The 24186-nt window shown below is 65.7% G+C and carries 22 protein-coding genes; 18 read left to right on the top strand and 4 right to left on the bottom strand.

All coding sequences use genetic code 11. The annotated features are described in order from the left end of the window. The first annotated feature begins 1 nt into the window (after window position 1). The 18 genes from QX204_RS28230 to QX204_RS28145 all read left to right on the top strand — a co-directional run bounded on the left by QX204_RS28230 (window position 2) and on the right by QX204_RS28145 (window position 19538). Window positions 2–562, top strand: a complete 561-nt coding sequence (locus QX204_RS28230; protein WP_301903554.1) for a hypothetical protein — start codon at window positions 2–4, stop codon at window positions 560–562. Next, on the top strand, window positions 555–1478 hold the full coding sequence (locus tag QX204_RS28225) for a hypothetical protein (protein WP_301903553.1): 924 nt from the start codon (window positions 555–557) through the stop codon (window positions 1476–1478). The genes QX204_RS28230 and QX204_RS28225 overlap by 8 nt, the downstream gene beginning before the upstream one ends. Before the next feature lie 24 nt (window positions 1479–1502). Beyond that, window positions 1503–2156 (top strand): hypothetical protein, encoded by a 654-nt coding sequence (locus QX204_RS28220; protein WP_301903552.1) that lies wholly within the window; start codon window positions 1503–1505, stop codon window positions 2154–2156. Further along, on the top strand, window positions 2153–2686 hold the full coding sequence (locus tag QX204_RS28215) for a hypothetical protein (protein WP_301903551.1): 534 nt from the start codon (window positions 2153–2155) through the stop codon (window positions 2684–2686). The genes QX204_RS28220 and QX204_RS28215 overlap by 4 nt, the downstream gene beginning before the upstream one ends. After that, complete coding sequence (locus tag QX204_RS28210) at window positions 2686–3708, top strand: hypothetical protein (protein WP_301903550.1); 1023 nt, start codon at window positions 2686–2688, stop codon at window positions 3706–3708. Before QX204_RS28215 ends, QX204_RS28210 begins: the two co-directional genes overlap by 1 nt. Before the next feature lies 1 nt (window position 3709). After that, window positions 3710–4576 carry a hypothetical protein gene (locus tag QX204_RS28205; RefSeq protein WP_301903549.1) on the top strand — a complete coding sequence of 289 codons (867 nt, stop codon included), beginning with the start codon at window positions 3710–3712 and terminating at the stop codon, window positions 4574–4576. Window positions 4577–4657: 81 nt separating this feature from the next. Then, window positions 4658–5602 (top strand): hypothetical protein, encoded by a 945-nt coding sequence (locus QX204_RS28200; RefSeq protein WP_301903548.1) that lies wholly within the window; start codon window positions 4658–4660, stop codon window positions 5600–5602. After that, window positions 5599–6585 (top strand): hypothetical protein, encoded by a 987-nt coding sequence (locus tag QX204_RS28195; RefSeq protein ID WP_301903547.1) that lies wholly within the window; start codon window positions 5599–5601, stop codon window positions 6583–6585. Before QX204_RS28200 ends, QX204_RS28195 begins: the two co-directional genes overlap by 4 nt. After that, complete coding sequence (locus tag QX204_RS28190; protein ID WP_301903546.1) at window positions 6582–7538, top strand: hypothetical protein; 957 nt, start codon at window positions 6582–6584, stop codon at window positions 7536–7538. The genes QX204_RS28195 and QX204_RS28190 overlap by 4 nt, the downstream gene beginning before the upstream one ends. Before the next feature lie 215 nt (window positions 7539–7753). Then, window positions 7754–9010 (top strand): hypothetical protein, encoded by a 1257-nt coding sequence (locus tag QX204_RS28185; RefSeq protein WP_301903545.1) that lies wholly within the window; start codon window positions 7754–7756, stop codon window positions 9008–9010. Window positions 9011–9025: 15 nt separating this feature from the next. Next, window positions 9026–10921, top strand: coding sequence for a type IV secretory system conjugative DNA transfer family protein (locus QX204_RS28180; RefSeq protein WP_301903544.1), 1896 nt, complete (start codon window positions 9026–9028; stop codon window positions 10919–10921). A gap of 41 nt (window positions 10922–10962) precedes the next feature. Then, window positions 10963–11772 carry a DUF4913 domain-containing protein gene (locus QX204_RS28175; RefSeq protein WP_301903543.1) on the top strand — a complete coding sequence of 270 codons (810 nt, stop codon included), beginning with the start codon at window positions 10963–10965 and terminating at the stop codon, window positions 11770–11772. After that, window positions 11769–12629, top strand: a complete 861-nt coding sequence (locus QX204_RS28170) for a hypothetical protein (RefSeq protein ID WP_301903542.1) — start codon at window positions 11769–11771, stop codon at window positions 12627–12629. The genes QX204_RS28175 and QX204_RS28170 overlap by 4 nt, the downstream gene beginning before the upstream one ends. Next, on the top strand, window positions 12626–13537 hold the full coding sequence (locus tag QX204_RS28165) for a hypothetical protein (protein WP_301903541.1): 912 nt from the start codon (window positions 12626–12628) through the stop codon (window positions 13535–13537). The genes QX204_RS28170 and QX204_RS28165 overlap by 4 nt, the downstream gene beginning before the upstream one ends. 334 nt (window positions 13538–13871) lie before the next feature. Then, the gene (locus QX204_RS28160) at window positions 13872–15731 is read left to right on the top strand and encodes an acyl-CoA dehydrogenase family protein (RefSeq protein WP_301903540.1); all 1860 of its coding nucleotides are present in this window, start codon (window positions 13872–13874) and stop codon (window positions 15729–15731) included. Beyond that, on the top strand, window positions 15728–17224 hold the full coding sequence (locus QX204_RS28155; RefSeq protein WP_301903539.1) for a flavin-containing monooxygenase: 1497 nt from the start codon (window positions 15728–15730) through the stop codon (window positions 17222–17224). The genes QX204_RS28160 and QX204_RS28155 overlap by 4 nt, the downstream gene beginning before the upstream one ends. Before the next feature lie 157 nt (window positions 17225–17381). After that, window positions 17382–19154: a hypothetical protein gene (locus QX204_RS28150; protein WP_301903538.1), complete on the top strand. Its 1773-nt coding sequence runs from the start codon at window positions 17382–17384 to the stop codon at window positions 19152–19154. Between the two features lie 117 nt (window positions 19155–19271). Next, window positions 19272–19538 (top strand): hypothetical protein, encoded by a 267-nt coding sequence (locus QX204_RS28145; RefSeq protein WP_301903537.1) that lies wholly within the window; start codon window positions 19272–19274, stop codon window positions 19536–19538. Between the two features lie 180 nt (window positions 19539–19718). On the opposite strand, the gene QX204_RS28140 is transcribed toward QX204_RS28145, so the two are convergent. The 4 genes from QX204_RS28140 to QX204_RS28125 are packed head-to-tail and all read right to left on the bottom strand — an operon-like array spanning window position 19719 to window position 23262. Continuing rightward, a complete protein-coding gene (locus QX204_RS28140; RefSeq protein WP_301903536.1) occupies window positions 19719–21119 on the bottom strand; it encodes a cytochrome P450 in 1401 nt (466 codons plus the stop codon). 9 nt (window positions 21120–21128) lie between these two features. Further along, window positions 21129–22349: an MAB_1171c family putative transporter gene (locus tag QX204_RS28135; protein WP_301903535.1), complete on the bottom strand. Its 1221-nt coding sequence runs from the start codon at window positions 22347–22349 to the stop codon at window positions 21129–21131. Next, window positions 22346–22852 (bottom strand): gluzincin family metallopeptidase, encoded by a 507-nt coding sequence (locus tag QX204_RS28130; protein WP_301903534.1) that lies wholly within the window; start codon window positions 22850–22852, stop codon window positions 22346–22348. Before QX204_RS28130 ends, QX204_RS28135 begins: the two co-directional genes overlap by 4 nt. A 35-nt stretch (window positions 22853–22887) precedes the next feature. Further along, the gene (locus QX204_RS28125) at window positions 22888–23262 is read right to left on the bottom strand and encodes a helix-turn-helix domain-containing protein (protein ID WP_245915102.1); all 375 of its coding nucleotides are present in this window, start codon (window positions 23260–23262) and stop codon (window positions 22888–22890) included. Window positions 23263–24186: the final 924 nt, after the last annotated feature.

Below are 24186 nucleotides of genomic sequence, written 5' to 3'. Positions count from 1 at the left end.
GGTGAACCGTCTACCTCTGTGGGCTGTGACCCTCGGTGTCGCGGCCGTCCTGATCGTGCTCGCCACGGTGCTGGTGGTCGGCGCGCAGGACAGCGCGCCCGTGCCCGGTACGCACACACCGGGTACCGCCCACGTGGAGGGGCCGGATCCCGCGGCTGCCGACGCCCGGACCGCCACCCACATGGGTTTGGCGGCCATGTTCTCCTGGCAACCACGCACCGACCCCGGCCCCGGCACCGGGTTGACCCGCGCCGCACCGTGGCTGACCGGCGAACTGGCTGCCGCAGCGAACAGTGGTGTCGCGAGCGGATTGGCACCGCTGCCGGAATGGGCGCGATGGCGCGACAGCAACGACATCGTCACCGCCTTGGTCGACGCCGAGCAGACGAAAACCGACATCGCCGGGGCGACGGTCGCGGCGTCGGTGACTCAGCAGGTACTCCACCGGGACGGCTCCACCACCCTCTACCGGCGGATGCACGTCACCGCCACGGTGACAGAGACGTCGCAGGGGTGGCGGATGTCGAGCTATCGCATCAACTCGGTGACCGGCCATGGCTGACACCACCCAACCACTCGAGCCCGCCAGCCCGGTGCTGGCCGCGTCGCCGGAGAACAACCCCGGCAGTAGTACACCTCCGATGCTCGTGCATCGACGGATGGCGGCGGCGATCCAGAACGTCACCGTCGATCTGATGCTGCTGGCGCGGGAACCACACAGCCGAATCCAGACTTTCCGGGATCTCTCGATCGCTGGGCGGGTCCTCAACGAACAGGCTGCGGCGATCGGGGTGCCCGCCAACTGGATCGACTTTGCACGACAAGCTGGTCAGGAAGGTCGAAAAGCGACCGGGACTTCCTCGTTGCCTCCTCGCCGTCCGGTCTCGCGGTCGCTGCTGATCGCTCAGCTACACCACCAGGCCGACGCACTGTGGACCATGGCCGCCGTGGGCCCGGTCCGGCGCGACCGCGGCCCGGTGAGCGCACCGGCAGCGCAGAAGCTGGGTGAGCATCTGCGGTTGCAGTGGTTGCGAGTGGCGATGGTCGCCACCGCCATCAACGTCACCGAAGCCGAAACCCGTGGCTGGTGGGCCACCGATCCGACCCACTGGCACTCACGCCAGGCCCAGATTCAGCAACAGTCGGCACCCGATCAGGGGCGCCAATGGCGTGAGCTCACCCACTTTGCGAGCGTGCGCGAAGCACGGGTCCGGGTCGCGGCGATGCGGATGGTCGGCATCGAGCTCACAGCCAGTGCCCCCCATCAACTACCACCTGCCCCGCACGTGCTCGAGGCAACCGCCGAGAACGCCTGGCACACCGCATCTCTGGAATCCGAAGGCGTGGGAGGTGCACGCATCGGCGCCGCGATCGCCGCCACCGGTATCGACGACGCCCACAGCATCGCAGACGGCGACACCCACGACCTGCCGCCTCCGACCAGGTCAGCGCAACACCACGTCGAACCGAATTTCTGACCCGATTGCTTCGAGGAGAGCTCCATGACAACCCATCCCACTACCCCTGGCCCGTCAGCGCCGATCACACCCGAAGACATGGTCCGCGACCGGTTGACCGACCTGTGGACCTTTGCGACTACAGAGGAATTCGACAGCCTCGCCACCGAATACGGGTTCACGACCGAAGAAATGTCGCTGCGCTACGTCGTGGCATTGTTGGATGTCGCAGGTATCGACTACCAGGGTCTGCGACAGACCGAAATCCTGTGGGCAAACTCAGGTGCCAACCTCGTGCGCAAGGCCGCGACGGGCCCGGCACTGACAGTGTGGTCGGCGGCGACCCTGCAGGCGTTCACCGTCTGCGCCCCGTCCGGTCGCATGATCTGGCACGAACGCTTCGGCACCGCCATGGTCGATGGTGTCGACGCGGCGACGGTGTCGGCAGAGAAGGCGATCGAGTTGGCCGCTCACGCTTTGCGTGAGTGGGGCGCCGAAGCCGGTGTCTTGCGGTTGAACCTGGCCCGCAGTCGCGGCCTGGACTTCGAACGGCTGCGCCGCATCGCCGCCACCGAGGGCCTGGTCCTCGATATCGCGACCGTCGCGGTCCGCAACCCGGCCGCCGAACAATGCATCGCGCCCGAACGGGTCGTTTGGCGGACGGTCGACCTGCGCGAGCTCTGGCAGAGCGCGTCATGAAACCCGCTGTGTTCGCGACTACCGCCGCAGTGGTCTTGGCGGTAACGGCGGCGAGTGGGTGCTCGACCGCGGATACGCCGGTGGTCGAACCGGTCTGCAGCGCGGAGGCCTTTCCGCCACCACACTCCGAGGTCTGGCCCTGCTCGGCATCGGATGTTCTGCGGGCCGCGGTGACCACGTTGTATCAACTGGACCCGGTGGTCGGGCTGGATGCGCGGTCGATGTTCGAGGCCACACGACCGCTGATGCGGGCCGCGTACTCGACCGACACTCGCGTGGGGACATCGCTCTGGTCGCCGATCACCGTCGCCTCGTGGCAGGACTGGGTCGAGCACCACGTGCCATTGCGGACCGAGGTTCGTCTCACCGGTGACGACCACCCGCCCGATACCGCGACCTCGTCGAGCCGGGTCCTGACAGTCACCCTGACCCCGGCCGAGCGCACACCGATCGCGTTCTCGGTGTACGCGAGATCGACGCGCCAAGGCCCGGAACGCGCGTGGCTGCTCGCCGAAATGCTGGTGCTGTGATGAACGGCGATCCGGTCGAAGAAGGTGGCCAAGCTGTCCGTCAAGGATTCCTGCAAGCGCTGCAGACCGCCCACACCACCAACGCACTGTTCCGCAGCAGAGGAGGGGAATCGCGCTCACGCGCCGAATCCGAGCAGCGATCCGCGATCGAAGCGGCCAAGAACCAACGGTCGTGGATCGAGCACCAGGCCAGGCTCGGAAATCTGGGGTCGGAGCGAGCGCTGAGCATGGCCAAGATCGACGAGGTCCGCGCACGCATCGCCAACGCAGCACAGATCACCGAGGTCGACCTCCGCCACAAAGAAGGCCAAATCACCCGCGCCGAAACAGATCTCGCACGACGCGAACACGATGGTGCGCTCTCTCGAAGACAGAGCAAGGAGCTACATACCGAACGCATCGCCGGCTACACCAACCGAGAAACCCGCGACGTGGAGCTGCACAAACTCGATGTCGAGCTCAAGAAACTGATGATCGACATCCGGCGTCGTGCCGCCGGATTCACCGACACCTTGCATCACTCGGATGCACGAACCGGGGCAGGACAGGCAGCGGCGGCCCAATTCGCCGCCGCAGACGCCACCCGCGACCTTTCCTCGGACGCCGAAGCCGCCGCCCAAGCCTACGAAGAACGGTTCATCGACGACACCGGCCTGGACCTCGAAGGCGTCTTGTCCGACAACGGTGCGGATCTGTCCGATCGCGGGCCTGAAGGCTTCGCTGACATGGCCGGGCTTGCTGCGGATCTCACGATCACCACGCACTTGAACGACGAATTCAACTACCTCGCAGATCATCTCGACCGCACCGCCGACCCGGCCGCTGACCCGATCATCGACGCGGAGATCGTCGAGGCCGGTGAATGGATCGAGGCTGCCGTATCGGCCGCAGCGGTCCACGACATCGACCCCACCGCCCCCGACCCTGACTTGACCAGCGGGGGAGCAGAACCCTCGCTCGCACGCGTGACGGGTAAGGAGATCGAGGTATGGCGCGATTCCGATGTGGGACGGGGCCGGTGAGATGTTTGACCCGAACCCGATCCAGGCCAAGCTACTCACGGCCGTGCAGAACCTGGCCAGCGACAGCCAGCGCCTGATCGATCAATCCCGCACGAGGAACAACGAGCGCCTGTCACCGATGGCGTTGGCTCATCTCGATATCGGGCGCCGTACCCGGGAAAACCTGGAAGCGATCGCGACCGCTGTCGGGGTGCCGAAATCGGTGATCGACTACACCCGAGCTTCCGGTGAACGTGGACACCGCTGGCAACCTGGCCAGCCCCTACTGAGTACCGAAGCCATCGACCGCGACACCCTGCTTCGCGGACACCTGCGGGCAGTCGCTGAATTGCAGACGATGGCTGGAGTCGGGGCCGCGTTCTCCCGACAGGGAACTCTGCCGCGCGAGGGATTCGCCGCGTTCCGGCGGGTGATGGGTCTGAACTGGCAACGCGTCGGCGCCGTCGGCCACGCCCTGGGCCTGACCACCGTTGAACAACAACGTGCGTGGCAACCGACCACCAACCCCTGGACCGACCACGTCACCCAGACCATGGCAACGCTGGACCGGACAGCGCTGATGGCGCGGTGGCGGGCCGTCGTCGAGACCAACTTCGCCACGGTGTCGATGCCGGTAATGGTGCTCCAAGCCGCCGGAATCACCCCCGACGATATCAACCGCCAACTCCCCGTCCTGCCCGACCGGATGGTCGAGCTTGCCGCAGCCGCCCTCGAACCTCTTGTAGTGCGTGAGATGGGTGGTGCTGGCATCGACGCCGCGATCGAGGCCACCGGCGCCGACTCCCAGACCGAATTCGAGCCCACCGATCACCGGCCTGCTTCGCACCCGGATCGATACCGCGGGCCCGACATAGGCCCGGGACCGTGACCCTTCCGATGTCACAGCCATCGCCCGTCACAGCCCGCCATCACAGAAAGCCCAGTGGTTCAACAGGATTGGAGAAACCCGGTGAGTCATCCGCTCTCAGGTGCCGAGGATCTGCCGTCGTGGCAGCTTCGGCTGCTCGAACGAATTCAGAACTCGAGCTATGAGCACTACCGCACGCTGTTTCACGGTTACCCGCAATACTCGAGCGCCGCCAGTGGCCCGAGCATCCAGCTCGAAAATTGGCGGACCAACCTGCGGGCACTCGAAGCCGAGCGCGGCGAGATCGAGCTCCACGCCCACGGACTCGACATCCCACAACGAATGATCGACTACGCCAACGAGACCGGAGCCCGGGGAGCACGCTGGGGCGATACCCCCGAAACCGCGCTGTTGCCGATGTCCCCGCCCGGGGCGAGCACCACGCGCCTGCACCTGCTCGACCAGATCGCCGACGATGTGTGGCGCCTGGAACACACGGCCCTGGTCCGCGCGGAGTACCTGCATCGCGTCCACACCGGTGGGTTGGCCGACAACGAGCCAGGAGAACGCCAACTCCACGACAACATGGCCGCGCTGTGGCGCCATGCCGCCGGCACCGCGGCGCTGATCGACCTCGACCCGGGTGAGGCCCACCAGTTGTGGGGCCGTGGACCCGACTCATGGCAACAGTTAGCGGAGCTGACCGCAGCCTCCTACACCGATACCGAGCTGCAGCAACGGTTCGCCGAAATGTCGTGGAAAGGAATCGAAGCCGAAGCCTCGCGCAGCTTTGACAACCTGGCGGCCAGTGCCTCCACAGATCTCGCACCGCCGACCCCGTGGGAGGTCGCCGAGCGCGCCGAACAGGCGCTAGCCGCAGCCAGCTTCGCTGACGAACTGGCCCCACGCCTTGGTCATGGCATCGGCACGGCGGTAGAAGCGACCAGCGCCGGGCTCGGCACCGACTGGGAGCCCGACCCCGATCCACAACAACACCCGCCCGGACGCGGACAGGGAGTGGGCGTCGATCAGGGGGCGGGGTCATGACCAGCGGGCGCGATCTGCACCAGGAGCCCGCACAGTGGAGCGACTGGATGCACAGGATCCAGAACCTCGCCGCTGATGTGAGCCGATTTCACGAATCGGGAACGATGTTGATCGGCGAGGCCGACCCCGCGGATCCCCCACGGCAGGTGCGGCAGCAGGCTGACCGGCTCGACGCCGCCCTCGACGACGCCGAGCAGCAGGCACGGGCCGCAGGCTTGGATCTCACGTGGATCCATGACGCGCGCACGGTGGGCTCGCAGCAAGGCGCGAGCCCGCACCCCAGCGCGGTGCGGCGGGTTCCCCTGCGCGAGCTGGGAATCGAGCGGTTCTTCCTCGACCTGCTCGACCTGGATCTGTGGCAACTCGAGCGGATGGCAGCCCTCGACTCCGCAGTCCACCTTCGAGTCGCGGCCCGCCACGGCGGTATCGCGGTCGAGTCCGCGCGCACATCCGCCCTGCTCGAGCACATGCACGTGCGGTTTTCGCGGGCCTCATCCCTAGTGGTCGGCGCGCAGATCACCTCAGAGGAAGGCGAACGGATGTGGGGCGCCGGCGCTGATGCCATGCGGCGCATGCACGCCACCGCTACCGACCAGATGAGCGACGCGCAACTACTCGAACAGTGGCAGGAGTATGCCGATGCCGACGCGAGACTGCGGATGCCCCTCTACCGGCGCCAGGACCCTGACACCGGAAAGTTCGTGGAGGACAGTCTCACTGACCTGCCGAGCCCACAACGGATGATCTCGCGAGCCGTCCTGATACGCGAAACCCGTCCACCCGAGGGCACCGAACACCCTGCCACGGAACAGGCACTCGGTGCGGCGATCGGTCAACGGCCCCAAGACGCGGATGCGATCGATGCCGGAGTGGAAGCTGCCAGCACCGACACCCACGCCGACTGGGCGCCGGATCCACGAACCGACCCTGATCCGACCATCCCCGGCTACCAGCCGGGCCACGAACTGGGGGAATGGCGATGACCAGCGCACACGAACCCTCCATGAGTCAGCGCCACGGCGAGCTCCTGCGTCGGGTCCAGAACACGGCTGCCCAGCTGCGCGAGGTGACCGACGCCGGACCCGCCATGTTCGACGACGGCATCTCCGCAGACAGCCAACTGGTGTGGACCGAGCGACTCGAAACACTCCGCATCGAAAGCGAGCATGCCGAGTTCGAGGCGATGCTGGAAGGTGTCGATCCGGGCTGGGTCCTCGATGCCCGCGAACTCGGCAAGCGCGGCGCGAGCTCACCCTCGCCTCACGTGGTGCGCTCCCACCCCGCACGCGCTAACGAAGCGCAGGAGTTCTACCTCGACATGCTCGAGGTCGACCTGTGGAATCTGGAACGCATGGCCGGCCTGGAAGCAGCACGGGTGAACCGGATCGCTACTGGGCGATGGGGTTTCGACCACGACCCGATCGCGGTGGCCCAGTTCGCCGACAACATGGCTGCCCTGCACAACCGGGTGGCGGTGCTCGCGGCCGCGGCGCAACTGACACCGGCCGAAGGTGACAGTCTGTGGGGTTCGAGCGTGGAAGGGATCCGCCGCGTGCACGCGGTCACCTTTGCCGCCTACGACGAGCAAGCCCTGGCCCAGGAGTGGAACGGCTATGCCCGCGCGGATCCGGCGTTGGCGGTGCCACCGTATGTTCCGCGAGATCCCGAGACCGGCACGCCCACCGATCCCGCCACGGTGGGCCCGCCGACACCGCGTCAGATGCTCGCCGACGCGACGAGTGCGTTGCGGGTCCAGTTCGTCGACACCGCCATCCGCGGCTCCGAATCAACCGATCTCGCCGCCGAGAGCACTGCGATCACCGCCGTGGTCGACGCGGCCCTGGGCGAGGACCGGGAGTGGATCTGGGAGCCCGACCACGACCCGGCAGCTGGGCGCGGCCGAGAGATCAGCACCGACCGCGGACCAGAACTGTAGGGCCGCAACCGCAAATCTGTGCCTTGTCGGCGCATCGGCTAGGGGGATCTGGACCGAGGCGACCGAACCTGAACCGCTGGGACTTCACACACCCGACAAGGGTGTGACGTTTTCTCGATCCGAGGAAGCACGATGCCCATCCATACCCGTGAAAACCCACCTTCTGCCTCGAACCCCGCACCGCTGTACCGCAATTACTCCCACGGGAGCTTGCGATGAGCTGGGAGACCCGAGGAACGAGCTTCACCGACCCCGGCTACTACCGCGAAGCCGCAGACCACGTCGAAGCCGAACTACGCGCCGACTTCGCCACCTACCACCAACTACGCGAGATCGCCGCCTACGGAGAAACCCCGGCCCAGGTCGTTGAACTCAATGCGCGCGCCTACGCCATCGCTCGCCCATGGCAACAGGGTGGCACGCCCGAGCATCAGCAGCTGTGGCAACAACTCGACATCGCAGTGCGCGCCTGGACTGCCGACCCTGAAGCGGCCCGCGTCGAATTCGGCCGACTTCAGCAATCGTTCATCGAGGGCGGCTCGGGTATCGACCCGAACACCGTCCGCACCCAACGACAAGCCGCGGAACTGACCGGGCACCTCGAGCCGGTCAACGACCACTCGGCCCAAGACGGAGCCCGGTGGCGGCCCCGCCATTTGAGCGTGGTTCCCGACCTCGGTGGTGAGGGGGCGCGCTCGGGTAGTGCGGTTGATCGCGCGCTGGGTGGACGATCCGGCGAGGAACTAAGCCTGGCCGAGATCGAGGCGATCATCAACAGCGCTGACGAGCTGCTGTCCGCCGAGGAAGCTCTCGGTGATCTCGACACCGGCGAGGAAGAGATCACCGCGCTGTTGCCCGCCGAGCAACGCAACGCACCCCTCGCGGACAACGTCGCCGCGACCCTCGACCAGGTCCCGGCCCAGATCGCTGCGGTGCGCCGACTCCAAGACCTGACCGCTCAACACATCCGGCTGGCCGCCGAATTCGATGGAACACCCGAGGGTGGGCAGGTCCTGATCGGTCAGATGGAGCGGCTGATGGACGGTGCGCGCGAGGCCAACCGCGCCGCTCTATCCGCAGGCGCTGACCCCGACGAGATCACCGGCGCCTACCAAGCGGGGCTGTCGGGGCAGTTCTGGTCACAACAGCCCGGGGCGCCTCGGCTGGCTCAGCTCGACCACGTTCTGTCCGAACGCGGCAGCGCGCTGGCCGAAATGGATGGGTTGCGTGCCCAGCTCGGCCTTGCACCCGACCAGCCTCCGGCGCTCGCGCTGGCCGCAGGTGCAGAGACCACTTACCGCCTGAGCTCGACGGCCAGCTCCGCCTCGCCGGAGCCGGGTGGGGCGGTGATCTCCGGCGCGGTCGAGGCTGCCCTGCCCCATGCCGACTTCGCCGCCGAGTGGACGACCCCTGAACTCACCGGCGTCATCGACGCACCCCCGCGCGAACACGTCGTCGACCCCCAACTTTGAAAGGTCCAGGTAATCATGTTCTCTCCCCGTGAAACCCGCCGTCGCACCAAATCCGGGATGGGTGAGGAAGCCAGCATGCTCCTCATTCTGTTGGCGCTGCTCGCTGTCGTGTTCGTGCTCTGGGCGGCGTTGAAACTGGGCAGCTGGTGGGCCGGGCAGCCGATGTCGTGGAACCCGTTCATCGCCTTGCTGTCGGTCGTTGCCGCAGACAAGCGGTGGCCGTGGCAGTCGACGCCGGTCGCCGTGGTGCTGCTGTGCGCGATCGTCGCCCTGGCGGTGCGCGGGGTTCAGATGTTCAACACCGGCCGCGAGGTCGATGTTGCCGCGCGAACGATGCAACGGCCAGGCAAGATCCGCATCGCGCGCGTCGCCGACAACCTCGCCGACAACCAACGATTGCTCGCCGACGCGCCACCAGCAGTCCAAGCGAATCCGGGACCGCTATTGGGGCGCACGGTCATCGGCGACATCGCCCTGCACGTACCCGCCGAACTCGGTGTCACAGTGACGGCCGGTCAGCGCACCGGCAAGACCGTCGCGTGGGCGATCCCGGCAGTGCTCTCAGCATGGGGGCCGTGCCTGGCCACCTCGAACAAACCGGACCTATACCGGCACACCGTGTACGGGCGCGAGCAAGTCGGCCGAGTGTGGGTGTGTGACCTGCAAGCAGTGACCGGGCAAATCGTGTGCGGGTTCTGGGTGAATCTGTTCAACCAAGTTACCGGGTTACCCGCGGCACGAAAGCTGGCCGGGTTCTTCGTGTCCGGTTCGGCCGGTTCGGCCAATGAGATCACTAACGCGAAAACCGATGCCTATTTCGACGGCGGCGCGCAAGAGTTGTTCGCGCTGTGTGTCTTCGCCGCCGCGTGCGCGGGCGGGGACCTCCACCATGTCGCGGAATGGCTCGGCCGCGATCAGGATCCGACCCCGGCATTGATTTTGCGCCACTACGGCCATGATCGGCCCGCCGCCCGAATCCTGGAATGCCAAGGCCTCTACGCCAGACAACGTGACGGCCTCTACGACATGGCGCGAAGGTTTCTTAACGTGCTCTCCGATTCCGGGTACGCCCAGATGGTCACGCCCCCGGTTCGGAAACTGTTCCAGGTCAGCGAAACCACCGCCAAGCCCACGACCACGGCACCGAGCAGGGGCGGGAAAGTGTCCTCGATTCGCAACGGCGTGGTGATCGAGTCCACCGAACAGGCGCGGACCCACCTGTTGCCGGAATTCGATCCCGTCTCGTTCGTCACCTCCAACGACACCCTGTACCCGCTGTCGATGACCGGACCTGATGGTGCCACGCCCTTGACCGCCGCACTGGTCGGCCAAGTCCTCGAAGCCGCTCTCACCGCGGCCCGAGCCCGCCCGGACGGGCGACTGGCGACACCACTGCTGTGTGTGCTCGACGAAGCCGCCAACTGCGCCCGAATCAGCGAACTGCCCTCCTACTACACCTATTCGGCAGGCTGCGGGATCATCCTGATGACCATCCTCCAGGTCCTCGAACAAGGCGAAAACCTTTGGGGTGCCAATGGTTTGAAGACCATGATGGCCCAGTCGATCGAGGTCTACGGCGGCTCCATCGCCTCCCGGGACTATTTGGAGCATTGGTCGGCGATGGCCGGGCAACACGACGTCTCCGACCGCTCCCGCACCTACACACCCGGCGGGATCCAACGCAGCCTGTCCTGGCGCGCGGAACCCATTCTCGATGTCGCAATGCTCGCCGCCCTGCCGAAAGACCGTGCCCTGGTCCGGCTTCCCGGCCACGGCCCGGTCGTGGTCCGCAAAATTCCCTGGTTCGACAGCGAGTACGCGCCGCTGGTGCGCAAGTCGATGCAACGGTTGGAAGGTGGGCGGGTCTCACTGGTCAAGTCGAGCCCTTCGACAGCAGGGGGCCAGTCGTGACGGGCCCCAACGCTGCACCGACTGCCACTGCGCAGACACCGATGCCGCCGCAATTCGGTCATTTCACCGATTTCGCGCAGGCGTGGATGTTGCCCACGATCAGCGTCCGGTTGGCGGAAGCGAACCGAGAGAACACCTTCACCTGGTGCACGCGGTGGTGGTCGCATCGCCCGGTCGCGGTGCGGGTCGCCCATCTGCACACCGCGTTTGAGGCGATGCGCCGCTCCAAGGCCGGATCGAGCCTGAGCACCTTCCTGCTGAGCCACTTCGACCCCCACGTCAACCTCATCCTCGACGCCGCGAACGGCCCCCTGCACCGGTGCACTCGCACCCACCACCAGGCCACACCATCGTTGCCCTTCGACCCAGTCCCGGCGGGTTGGTTCGGCACCAAGCCCCCCGTTGCCGACGACGACAAACCACCGAAGAAGTTCGACCATTACAGCGCGTTCGCCGAACGATGGCTGTTGCCGGTGACGTCAGTCAAGATCGCCGCCAACAACCGCGAGGGCCAGTACACGTGGTGTCGGCAGTGGTGGCGCCACCAAAGCGTCGCCATCCGCTTCGCCGGCCTACACGCGTGCTTCGAGGCCGCGGTCAACGCCGACGACAAAATGGCGATGTCAGCCTTGTTCGTCCGCCACATCGACCCACAGTTGCGCTACATCCTCGACGCCGCCAACGGCCCCCTGCACCGGTGCACACCCGACCAACACATCGATAGCCCTGGGCTCACAAGCGAGCGGGTTCCGGCGAATTGGTTCGGCGCCCCCGGATCGGCCATCCCGATCGAAGTTCTCGGCTTCGCTCCGGACTTCCGGGCCTTGGCTGAGGGCGGTGAGCCGCAGTGAGCATGGCGAACGCGACCGCAGTCCAGAAACGGGTCCTCAAAGCACTGCAGAATCAAGCCGCTGACTCACAGAAGCTGCTGACCACCCAGCGCGCCAGCGGTATTGAGCCAACCCAAGACGGGACGCGGAATTTCCACGCGCGGGCGACGGTGCACACCGAACTCGCCGCAGCGGCCCTCGCGGGTGGGGTGCCGGCCGAGTGGGTCGATCAGGCGCGCGAACGGGGCACCAAGGCAATCCGCTGGAACACCAACCTGTTCCTACGCCGTGCCGCCCCGATCGACCGCGACGCGTTGGTCGACAACCTCCGCGCCGATATCGACCGACTAGCCCGGTTCACCGGCATCCACGCCGCCTACACCCACGGCACCGGGCGACACGACGACACCACCGCGACCGTGGAGCAGACCCTCACCACGCTCTGGCGCCGATCCGCTCAGATCGGTGTCCTACTCGGCGTCGACACCGACCAAGCCCGACAGCACTGGCCCCACCAGCAATGGATGAAGCAAGCCTCGACATCGGCGGCCGGGCAGACCCAAGCCCAACTCACCCAACACTGGCACGCGATCGCGAACACCGACATGACCAGCTACACCGCCCAATCGATCGCCTTGACCGGAGCGGGGATCACACCGAACCCGACGACCGCCCCACCCGAGCCGATCGCCATACTCCACGCCCTTACCGAACGCGATGTCGGTGCGGGTGGCCTGTTCTCCGACGCGCCAGGCGCACACATCGGTGTCGCTGTCGAGGCCACACGATCGCCGTCGGCTCACACCGACTATGACGCCGACATCACCCCGCCGGTGTTCAGCGACCCGGAAATCAACTATCCCGGGATCGATCCATGAGCAGCCCCTCGGCTGGTCCGCGTCTGGTCTCCGACCTGCCCGCCGCACAGGCCGAGTCGCTCACGCTGATCCATGACCTGGCTCGCCGCGCCGGTGTCGTCCGTGGACGCCAGCAGCATGCCCCCGAACTCGTTCGCCTCGACCATGACCGCAGCATCGCCGAGATCACCGCCGCCAGCAGGGGAGTGCCCGCGGTGTGGATCAACCAGGCTCGCGAATACGGCACCGCGAACAGGGTGTGGCGACCGACGACGGTGTTGCGCGATCCACCCAAAAATAACGTGATCCGTCGTGGGTTCGGCCGAGTCGTCGCCGACACGAACCGGCTCGTCGACATGGCCACGGTCTCGGTCCTGCGCCACCAACATCTGCAACGCGCCTGGATCGAGTCAGAACCAGAACCTGCGGTGGCGCACCAGCTTCGACGGAATATGGACGCGATCCGCACGCGCATCATCCACACCGCCGCCGCGATCGGAATGAGCCCCGCCCAACGCAGCCGCGCTGTGACAGTGACCGATGCCCACCTCGCTGATCGTCTCGCCACCCACAGCCGTCTCGCCGTCGATGATATGAGCGCGCTCTGGCGTGACCTCGCCACCCCGGCGGTCGCGGCGAGTGTTCGTTCGTCGCTGGCCAGCCTGCGCCGGACCACCACCCCGCCGACCGCTGCGGAACCGGGGCTGGTGATGCCGCCGACGACACAAGAACTGCTCACCCGCGCTCACCAGCAACTCATCGACCCCACCACAGCAGATGATCCCTCGACCACCGGGCACCGGATCGAAAACGCCGTCCACCTCGCGCTACCGGCCACGGCAACAGAACCCGACAACGAAGCCGCCGAGCACCACCGACCGACCAGCCAACCAACAGAGCGCTCCCTCACGCCGGGCACTGAACTGTGACGACACCCCGGCTCGGGCCCAGCATCCGAAGTAGGCCATCGCTGATCCCCACGTGGCCGGTACCGCGCCCCACGCCTGGCCGCCGGACCCCGTCGAAGACGCCGCGTGGACCGCCGACAAGGGACACAGAGCAATGCAGTCGATAAGGACCACTCTGCTCCCGCACAAGAGCTGGGTCGCACCTTTTCCGCAGGCGCGCACTTTCCCAGATATCGGATCGGTTGTCTCCGCACCAGCATGCGGAGCCACCCAAACCAGACCTCAGTGCCGCGGTCGCCACCGCCCACAGAGCAGATACCCACAGAGCAGATACAGACACTTGGAGAACCTTGCGATGACCACCATTGATGGACTGCCAATTCTCGCCCACCCCCACGGGCCCCGCCCACCGATCCCCTCCGACCCGACCGTCGAAGCGTTGCGAACAGCGATTCTCGGTACCGAAATCTCCCTGCATCACCAAGTGCGCGCCGTGATCGCCGGACTTGGTGACCGACCCAGCACAGGTCTGACCTACCCGACCGAAGCCAACCTGGCCCCGGAGCTGCTCCGCGCAACGATCGCAGCACTAGGCGGGTCGGCCGTCGCGATCGCCAACGATCCCCGGCTGCACGGGATCGTGTGTGAATGGGCGGCGGTCTACGCTCCACATTTGCTGCCGGTCTTGACCGGCCATTTCGACTTGTCGATCGGGGCGATCACCGCGCTAGGCAACGGCTCTGCCTACCAGCGTGAACTGCTCACCGAACTCGATACGGGCGAGTCGGTGGGAGTGCTGTTGTTGACCGAGCTCGGTGGGACCAACGGTGCCGACCAGCAGACCACCGCCACTTGGGACAGCGCCCGGGGTGGGTTCTGGCTCGACTCGCCTGACCCGGCGAGCTGGAAGTTCATGCCCAACATCGCCGACACCACCACCCCCAAGATCGGTGTGATCACCGCACGCGTCATCGTCGACGGTCGAGACGAAGGTGTTCTGCCGCTCCTGACCAGGGTGCGCACCCAACACGGTCTCGAGGCAGGGCTGAGTGTGCTTGCGTTGCCTGACAAGGGTTGGGCGCCAATGGATCACGCGCTCATCCTGTTCGACCAGTTGTTCGTACCCGCTGATGGGTTGCTCGGTGGGACATGGGCTCAGATAGGCGCTGACGGGTTCGAGTCGACGGTGCCGGTGCCGGTGCGCGCACGGTTCCACCGGGCGATCGCGACATTGGGGCAGGGTCGACTGGATTTGGCAGGCGCGGCCGCCGCCGGTGCGCGAGCTGGGTTGGCCGTGACGGTCAACTACGCGCTACAGCGCCGCCCTGGTGGACGAACGCTGATGGCTGATCGGGGCACGGTCCGCCGCGACTTGGTCTCCGCGCTCGCGGCGACCTACGCCACCAGCGTGCTCGGGCGCCGCGTGCAAGACATCGCAGCGACCGCACCGACCGGAGATCCGGTCGTGGGTGTGTGGTCGATGCTGGTCAAACCGCTGCTGGCCTACACCGCGCACGAGGTGCTCTTGACCTGTCGGCAACGTAGCGGTGCGCAAGGGTCGTTGCGTACCAACTGGATTCAGGACTGGATCGGCAACACCGAGGGAACAATCACCGCCGAGGGTGAGTCGCAGCTGCTGTGGAAACAAGCCGGACAACTCACCTTCCGTGATTTCGCTGCCTTGGCGCTGCCTCGCACGCCCCGGATTTTGCCTTGGTACGTGCGGATGCTGGGCGATCGGGAAAAGGGCATAGCAGCCGGGTGGCGCCGTGATGACATCGCCGTCGCGGGGATCACGATCGATCGCGACGCCGCCGCCGTCGAACTCGCCGCGGCGACCAGTGAACGACTCGCGGCGACCGCGTTGTGGCAGGCATCGACGACGGCCGAAGACGATATAGCCCGTGGCCTACTCGAATCCGCTACCGCTGTTTACGCGCTGGAACGAATCCTGTGCCGTGGTACCTGGTTCGCCGCGAATGGTCGGATGCCACCCCGAGTAGCACAACGCGTTCACCGCGATCTGCACCACCACCGTGAGCACCTGGGAGCACACCTGAGCGAGTTGGCCGCCGGGTTCGACATCGCCCTGGACGTCTTCGACGCGCCGATGGCCGCCCCCGACTACCTACGGTGGTGGCAAGAATGGGCAGGTTGGCCGAGCGCACCATCCAGCGCCGACATCCGCTCGGGCAGTGACCAGGCACGCCCATGACCGAACCCATGATCAAGCACAGTGTGGTCGTGGTCGGAGCGGGATTCGGTGGGCTCACCATGGCTGCGCAACTGAAACAGGCTGGCGTGGAGAACTTTCTGATACTGGAGTCCGGGCCTGATGTCGGCGGCGTGTGGCGGGAGAACACCTATCCGGGCTGCTCCTGCGACGTGCCCGCGCACCTGTACAGCTTCGCCTTCGACCCCTACCGAGACGCCCATGTGCGGTATCCGGACCAGCAGGCGATCTTGACCTACATGCGGGAGGTCACCGACCGCAACGGTTTGCGTGCGCATCTGCGCTGCGATACCGCCGTGACGGCCGCCGACTACAGCGACACCGACCGCACCTGGACCCTGACCACGACCACCGGGGAGCGGATCCGCACCGACGCGGTCGTGTGGGCGCTCGGCCAACTGCATCGACCCGCGATTCCTCGGCTACGGGGAGCGCGGACCTTCGGTGGCCGTGCGTTCCACTCCGCACGGTGGGATCACACCGCGGATCTGAGCGGGCAGATCGCCGTCGTCGGCACCGGTTCCTCGGCGGCGCAGATGATTCCCGAGCTGGCCCGCGTCGCGGCCGGTGTCACCGTGTATCAGCGGTCCCCGTCCTGGGTGCTGCCCAAGCCCGCCGCGTCGTTCGGTCCGCTGTCGCGGTGGGCGCTGACGCATGTGCCCGGTCTGCACGACCTGTATCGGGCCGGGATCTACTACGCCGCTGATCTGGTTCTCGCGCCGATCATGCGCGCGGGGTGGTCGGCAGGACCGGCCGAACTCGTTGCGCGGGCCCACCTTCGGTGGCAGGTGCGCGATCGTGAACTGCGCGCGAAGCTCACACCGAACTACCGGATCGGGGAGAAACGGATCCTGCTCGACAGCGGATATTATCCGGCGCTGACCCAGCCACACGTCGAACTGGTCACCGATCGTATCGACCGGCTCGGCCCGGACAGGATACGCACTGTCGACGGCACCGAGCGCCGCGCCGATGTCATCGTGTGGGCTACCGGATTCCGTGCGCCGGAGTTCCTGGCCGGGGTGCGAATCCGTGGCCGTGGCGGAGTGGACCTGCACGACCGGTGGCGGCGCCGAGGACGACCGACCGCGTTCTACGGACTCGCGGTGCCCGGCTTTCCGAATCTCTACATGATCGCTGGGCCGCACTCGTTCACTCCGTCGAACAGCAACCCCTCGGTCAAGCAACACCAGGCCCGCTACATCACGCGCTGTCTGGCCCTCAGCGCGGACCGGGGTGCACCGGTGGAGGTGACCGAGCGGGCAATGGCGCGCTACCTCGACCGCCTGGATCATGCTCTCGCCCGGACGATCTGGTGTGATGGTGCGGCGACGGCATGGTGGAAGCGCGCGGACGGCACGATCACCAATGCCTGGCCAGGAACCGTCAGCGAGTTTGAGCACGAGATCGTCGGCAGCGATCCAGCCGAGTCGTTCGCGAAGGTAGCCGCGATCACCGGAGCTCGCGTCGGGTGACAACCAAATGCCCGTGGTAGCCACCGCGAAGACAGCTCCGAGGTCGCGTGGGCGGTGAGCACCGCGCCCAGATCGGCGTGACAGCGCTCATCGTGTCGGAGGCCCATGGTTTGCTGGTGGCCGCCCCGGACTGGCCTGAGAGGAACCGGAAACAATTATGACGCGCGTGGAGTGGACCCTGCTGTCTGGCGAACAGGTCGAAACGGTTGCCTCGATGCTGCTCTGCAGCGAGGTCCCCACGGCGCAGAGACTTCGCCCTGGGCAAGGCGACGGCGGCATCGACGTGTTCGTTCCAGGCCCCGCAGGAGTCCTGCGGTCTCGCACCGTCTACCAGGTGAAGAACTTCGCGACGAACCTGACGAACGGCCAGAAACGGCAGATCAAGCGATCGTTCGCCCGAGTTCTGCGGACCAGCGAAGCCGAGGGCTGGTCGATCGACGAGTGGCACCTGGTATGCCCACTCCTGCCCACCCCAGCCAACCTGGCATGGTTCGCCGAGCTCACCGCCGATGCCGGATTCCCGTGCTACTGGATGGATCTGGACCGGCTGAACCTACTTGCCAGCTCATATCCGAACGTTGTCGACTGGTATCTGCACGACGGTCGGCAACGGCTGTCGGACGCGGTCGATTCGCTCGCGGCGATCTTGGCTGGTCGGCAGAATCGTCAGTCCGGTGCGCCGCTGACGCCATTCGACGTGCGATCGGATCTGGTGGGGATCTACCAAGCGATCAACGCGCACGATCCGCACTACCGGTACGCCGTCGAAATCAGCCACCGGGCGCCATCGCACGAGTCTGCTGGCGATCCCGGGCTGACGGCCGTGTCGGCGGTGATGGTCGACGGGGAGGTCTGGGTGATCACCAAGATCTACGCGCGAACGTTGGCCGCTCTCGAAGAGCGCCCGATCCCGATCAACCTTCGGCTGACAGCTCCAGCGGACCAGCCCGGGTTGCGCGAGGACCTGCAAAGGTTCATCGACTACGGGGCACCGTTGACGATGCCGCGCGGAGCTGCGAGCGGAACATTCGATCTCCCCGCCGGGCTCGGCGGAGAGTTTCGAAATGGTGCCGTCCGCATCTTGCCGATCACGATCGATGAGGCTGCTGTCACGACCGACCGAGGTCTCATGCTCTCGGTGCTGGATGCCGACACCGACAGCGTGCTGGCCGAACTGAAGGTTCAGCGCACCGAACGCTCAGAAGGAGTCGTTGGCGTCCGCACAGTGTGGCGCGACTCCTCTGGGCTCGTTTCGGTGGAGACCGTGGGGCGGCGTGCCGACGACGGTCTCAGCGTCGGAGTCGACATCTCGATGGCCATCGAGATAGCCGGCCGAGCACCCGAAGACATCGTCGATGCACTGCGATTCATCTCCTGCCTTCACCACCCCAATCGCGTCGCCCTCTCGAATGTCTATGGGCCGCGCGCCTTCGACACCACAACGACGATGACCGGCGATCCTGATCCCGAACTGCAAGCGATGGCCCGATCCGCGGCGGCCCTTGTCACCGTCCAAGAGCATGTCCATCAACGCCTACTGATGCCAGCGCAGCTCACCCACGAGCAAGCGATAGCCCTCGTCCAGGCTGCCAATCTGTTGAGCGGGCAACTCGTTCATTGCACATGGGACCAACTCCCGATCGCCCTCGACGAGCCGTCCACCTTCGCTGTCGACGACGAGTTCGACTTCTGCCTGATCCGCGATATGGAGATCGAACTCGACACCGAGACCATCACCGTCGGCCGATCCGCATGCTTCATGCGCGGCCGGATCGTCGAAGCCGACGACGACCACATCAAGGTCACACCGACCAGTCCACGCGCGGTTCTCGCACGGTACGTGGGTGAAGATTCCGACGGACACGTCCGCTACCGGAGCATCCAGACCGACCAGCCGCTCGGGCAGCCGCTCTCGGGCAGCCTGCCATAACCCGCTACTTCAGCTCGCGCATCGACTGCGGCCTCGCCGATTTCGGACCGAAGCCGGGAACCAGACACACGACAATCGGAAGGATCTTTCATGGCGTGGAATTCCGCAGGAGACACCGTGTTCGGGCCGATCGCTGAGATTCTGCTCGAAAGTGAACCATCCCCCGAGTTCATCACCCCTATCCTGACCGTCGTCATTCGCGAGCTCTTCCGAAACGACTGGGGCTATGACGGTGCGCTCAGCTCTCTCGCCGAGTTCGCGAAGTACCCCGCGGTCGTCGCGGCTTTCAGAGCCAATGACGTCCCCGACCCCGAAGACCCCGAGTACGCGGTCATCGTTGCCGACCTCGAGCGTGCTGCAACTCCGACAGGGGCAGCGGGCTGAGCTCCAGGGGTCTACCGGTCTGCGAGCTGTTGGACGATCCACGCCCGCATCCGTTCCCGGCCCCCGGCGAGCTCGTCGTCGGTGAGGTGGCGGCGCGCGAGGTCCGCCGATCGTTGCCAAGACAGCACGTACTTGGACGAGCGGTCGCGGCGAGGCGAGCCGCTGCTGCCCCGACGATGCCTAGCGGCGGCTATGTACGCGCAGCCGGAGACCTGCAGGCTTGAGGGTAAGCGTTTCGCGGACATCGAGGTCATAGCCGGGGTCGGATTCCAGGTCGAACTGGTGCAGAAGCGCCGCGAGGGTGACCGCTATTTCGTGGTACGCGAACTGGCGCCCGATGCAGGCACGGGGGCCGGTACCGAAAGGTTTGTAGACACGGGGCGGTAGGCCGCGAAGGTTGTCCGGCAGGAACCGGTCGGGGTTGAACTGATCGGCATCGGGGCCCCAGGCAGGGTCTCGGTGGGCGGCGAGCAGTAGCACCAGTACCCAGTCCTTCTTGGCGAATCGGTAGCGGCCGCCTAGCGTGGTGTCCTGCTTGGCCCGGCGGAAGTATCCGGGCCCGGTCGGCCACAGCCGCAGGGTTTCGTCGATGACGCGGCGCAGACTACGCAGCTTGGCCACGTCGTCGAAGCGGATGTCCGGGAATTCCGCTGTGGGCCAACGCTCATCGAGCTCGGCGCGGACGCTCGCGGCGATGTCGGGACGGGTCGAGAGGTAGTGCAGAGCGAAAGCGATGGTGTTGGCGGAGGTCTCACTGCCCGCGATGAGGAAGGTGAGGATCTGGTTTCGGATGTTGACCGTGTCGAGACGCTCCCCGGTTTCTGGATCGACACTGTCGAGCATGAGATCGAGGATGTCGCGGTACTCGCGATGCGGATCGCTTTTGCGGGCTTCGATGATGTCGTCGACGACAGCGTGCGCATGCGTCAGGTCAGCCTTGTGTCGATCACGGTCGCCGCGGCGGAAGATCTTGTCGAACAAGGGAAGTACATCGGTGCGGCGGTTGGCGTAGGCGAGCTCACGCACCATCGCTTCGACGAAAGAACCGCTGTTCGAATCGGCCAGCGAACCGAACGAGTGCGAGAACCCTGCGCGCGCGATGATTTCGAACGTCAGCTTGTTCGTCGTCGCCGGCACGTCGATCCATTCCGGTGTCGTCGACCAGAGGTCGGTCAATTCGCGGACGGTGCCGGTGATCGCGCCGTGATAGTTGGCCATCGCCGGTTTGGTGAAGGCGGGGGCGAGAATGGTGTGTGCCTTGGCCCAATTCGGCTCCGAGTTGTACGCGGTGAACAACCCGTCGCCCGCCAGCGGTCGCAGTTTGATCAGCGCGTGCCCGACATGCTTTTCCCACCGCGACTCGTCGTTGACTTCCTCCACGGCCTCGACTCCGGTGACGATGATCGCGGGGTAACCGAACAGCTTCTGTTCGAAGACCGGCCCCAACTCCCGTGCCTGGTCGGCCAGCCGTTGGCACGGCTTCGCGAAATCGGTGGTAAGAACGTCGCCGAGCAGCGGCAGCCGATATCGGGAATGCGGTAGCTTCGCGGATAGACCCGTAGCGGTGGTCGTCTCGATCATGTTGTGTCCCTAAGTCTTCTGGGTCGGTGATTCGGCTGGTCGGTGCGAAGCGGACCGGTCGGCGGCGACGAACCGATGGGCAGGCGACCACCACTTGGCCAGTCGCAACAACTCCGAGACTTCGTCTGCGAGGTTCGCTGAGGTCGAGGTAGGTAGTGGCGTTGCCGTCTCGGCGCGCGGTGCGATCCCCTCGCGGCGGTCGTGGGCGGCCCTCGCCAACTGCAGTGCGAGGGTGGCTGTGTCCCATTCGGATCTGGGAATGTGCTCTCGCGCAGTGAAGGTCGCGAACACGTCGGGTTCTACGTCGTGAGCGAAGGAACGCAGCCCGAGCATGGCGTCTCGTATTTCGACTGTCGCACGGTGTAGCTGCAAGGTAGTGATCCGTCGCTCCGATGGGCCCGGCCCAAGCGGAAGTCGACTGTCGGGGAACAGTGACACCATCGCTTGCCATAGTGGGCGTAGCTGGCGCCATTGCCTGCTTGTCGTGTCGTAGCCGAGCCATCGCGTCGCTGACCGTAGCGGCGGTGCGGCTGACACGGCCACTATGGCGGCGGCGATCCAGAAGAAGTTCCGCGGATGGGTTTGCATCCGGTACTCGACGGAATCGAGAAGGTGTAGTTCCTGTAGGACCGCGAGCACCAGCGCGATAGCGGTGGTGACTCCGATGGTTGCTCCGGCTGCCGCGATGCCCGCAAGAACAAGCTTCTCGCTGCGAATAACGCCGGGCTGCCGGTATTCGGTGCGGCACCGGCTGACCATCACATAGGCCAGGTAGGTCGGCAGCACCGAGAAACCCACCCACACCAGTACCCCGTCCCAACCGCCGGTTATTTCGACGGGCATGTGGGCGCGTCGTGCTCGTGTACCGGCGATGAGCATGAGGGCCGACAACGCGACAGCGACGAACGCATACCGAAGACATTGTCGCCGTGCATGTTCGACATTCCAGCCCGACAGCATGCCGACGACGCAGAGGAACGGTGCGATGGAGCAGACGATCGTGCACAGCGTCAATTGCTGAATCGCGGTCACACTCAGGGGGGTGTGCTCGGCGATCGCGTGCTGTATTGCGCGTTCACGCAGCAGTTGGGTCGCGAGAATGATGGTGAGGGTCGTGTTCAGATACCGTTCGGACGTGCTGCTGGCGAACCAGCGCCAACGCGCGCCCACCACCAACGTCATCGCGACGATGATCGGCCACGCGATCGTTGCCGATACCGCCGAAGTCATTGCTGCCTGAAAAGAACATTGCGCAGACCCTGGCTAGGGCGGTCGGCTGTTGCCGCGACCATGACCAAGGTGGCGAAGGTCTCCGCTTCGCGCTCGAGGCGGTCACCGTAGTCCGAGCGCCCCAGTACGGCCCGCACTGTCGCCGGGTCGAGGTCTGGAAAAGCCGAGTGGAGCAACGGATCAGGGGCTCGTGCGCCCTCGCTAGTGTCGGCCGCGCGGTCGTGATCGAGCAGCATGTGACCGAGCTCGTGGCAGACGATCTGATCGATGTGATACTCCGAGGTCCCGGCCTCGTAGATGATCACATCTTCGCTGTCGCGCATCAGCCAGATGCCGCACGCGCTGTCGGGCGTCACCGGAAGCTCTAGGTCGGCAGTCGAGATCAGGGTGATGGGTCGACCGCGCAGCGCGGCGACGTTGTCGACAAACTTCGTTCGGTTCCACGGCCGGGGAATCGGGAGCTGAGTAACCAGCTTGTCGATCCGCTTCGTCGAATTCTTCATGACCCCGTAGTCCCCACCGATACGTCCACCCCAGATCAGCGATCCTGCGACTCGATCGGAGGCAGATTCTCGATCTCGCGCGCACGATCAACGATAGCGGCGATGCTGTCCAACGTGCGAGGCGTGAGACCCGATGCCCGCAACGCCAGGCCGCGGACGCCGGAGTCCTTCATCGCTTGCAGCAAATTCAGCTGAGCCTCGGTCGACTCGTCGGACTCGGCATCGAGCAGATACGACGCCGACACTCCGAAGAACTGCGCGATCGCGCGCAGATGCTGCACCGTCGGATTGGACTTCATTCCCGACCGAAGTTGCCACAGATATGCGGGGCTGATCGACACCCCGGTCGCCTCTGTGATCGCGGCCGCGGCAGCGGCATTGGACAGCGGCGGCACCGAGGGTTTGCGCATCACCTCGAACAACCGATTGATCTTTGCGGCCAAATCGGTTGGGCTCTCGGGGTTTTCGTGCTGTTGCTCGTCCACTGTTCCCCCTCCTGCGAAATACGGCCGTTTACACCACAGTACAATAGACGGCCATTGACATGTACCAGTGTGCATGACACAGTCGGTTCGTGTACATCAGTACACGCCAATTGGTCCTAGTGTGTACTGGCGTGGAGGGGGGTCAGTACACGCTGGACTAGGTCGGCGAATGTCGACGGCAACACTCCGGTCGATGAAGCCCGGAGTGTTGCGGTCTAGAAGGGTCGGCCATGGCATGGCGGGCGTCGCACGTCGGCGCCGATGCGATGATCGCGGTTGGCGGACGCGAAAGCATTTTCAGCAACCCGAAGTAGGGCGCGTAGCCTTCTGCGGCTCGGCTTCGGATTGGAGTGAGCCCATCGGTGACGTTATCGCACGCTGAATGACGATGCCGCCGGGCGAAGGGGGGAGTGAGCCCGACGGCATCGATATCAACGGCGCCGACCGACCCTTGAGGGCGCGGCATGCCGCCGAATCGGGTGACAATCCTTGGGGGGGAATAAGGTTGCCGACCCGCACTTCATCCTAACCAGCAAGTTCCCACACCGTCCATCGTGGTGATTCCGCGATGCTGTTGAAAATGGCGCCAAAGGGCAGTGCAGCGCAACGGACCTGTCCGCGACGGCGAACCGGCATAGACCGCCCAAGAGTGTGAGACCCCAGTGCTCGTGTGGAATCGCTGATGGGCCGCACTGTGGAGAGGCTGGCCGTACACCGGATTAACTAGTCCCCGCGCCGCGCAGACGGCGGCGTGGCCCACAGATCAGGGATGGCTGAGCCCGTAGTTTCCAGGTCGCGAGCGCACAACGGTATCGCGCGGACCCCCGCAGCGTGGTCACCCCGGCCACA

The organism is Nocardia sp. PE-7, assembly GCF_030486425.1.
Lineage (GTDB): Bacteria > Actinomycetota > Actinomycetes > Mycobacteriales > Mycobacteriaceae > Nocardia > Nocardia salmonicida_A.
Note: the sequence above shows the minus strand (reverse complement) of the source record. Positions and strands in the feature narration are given on the sequence as shown.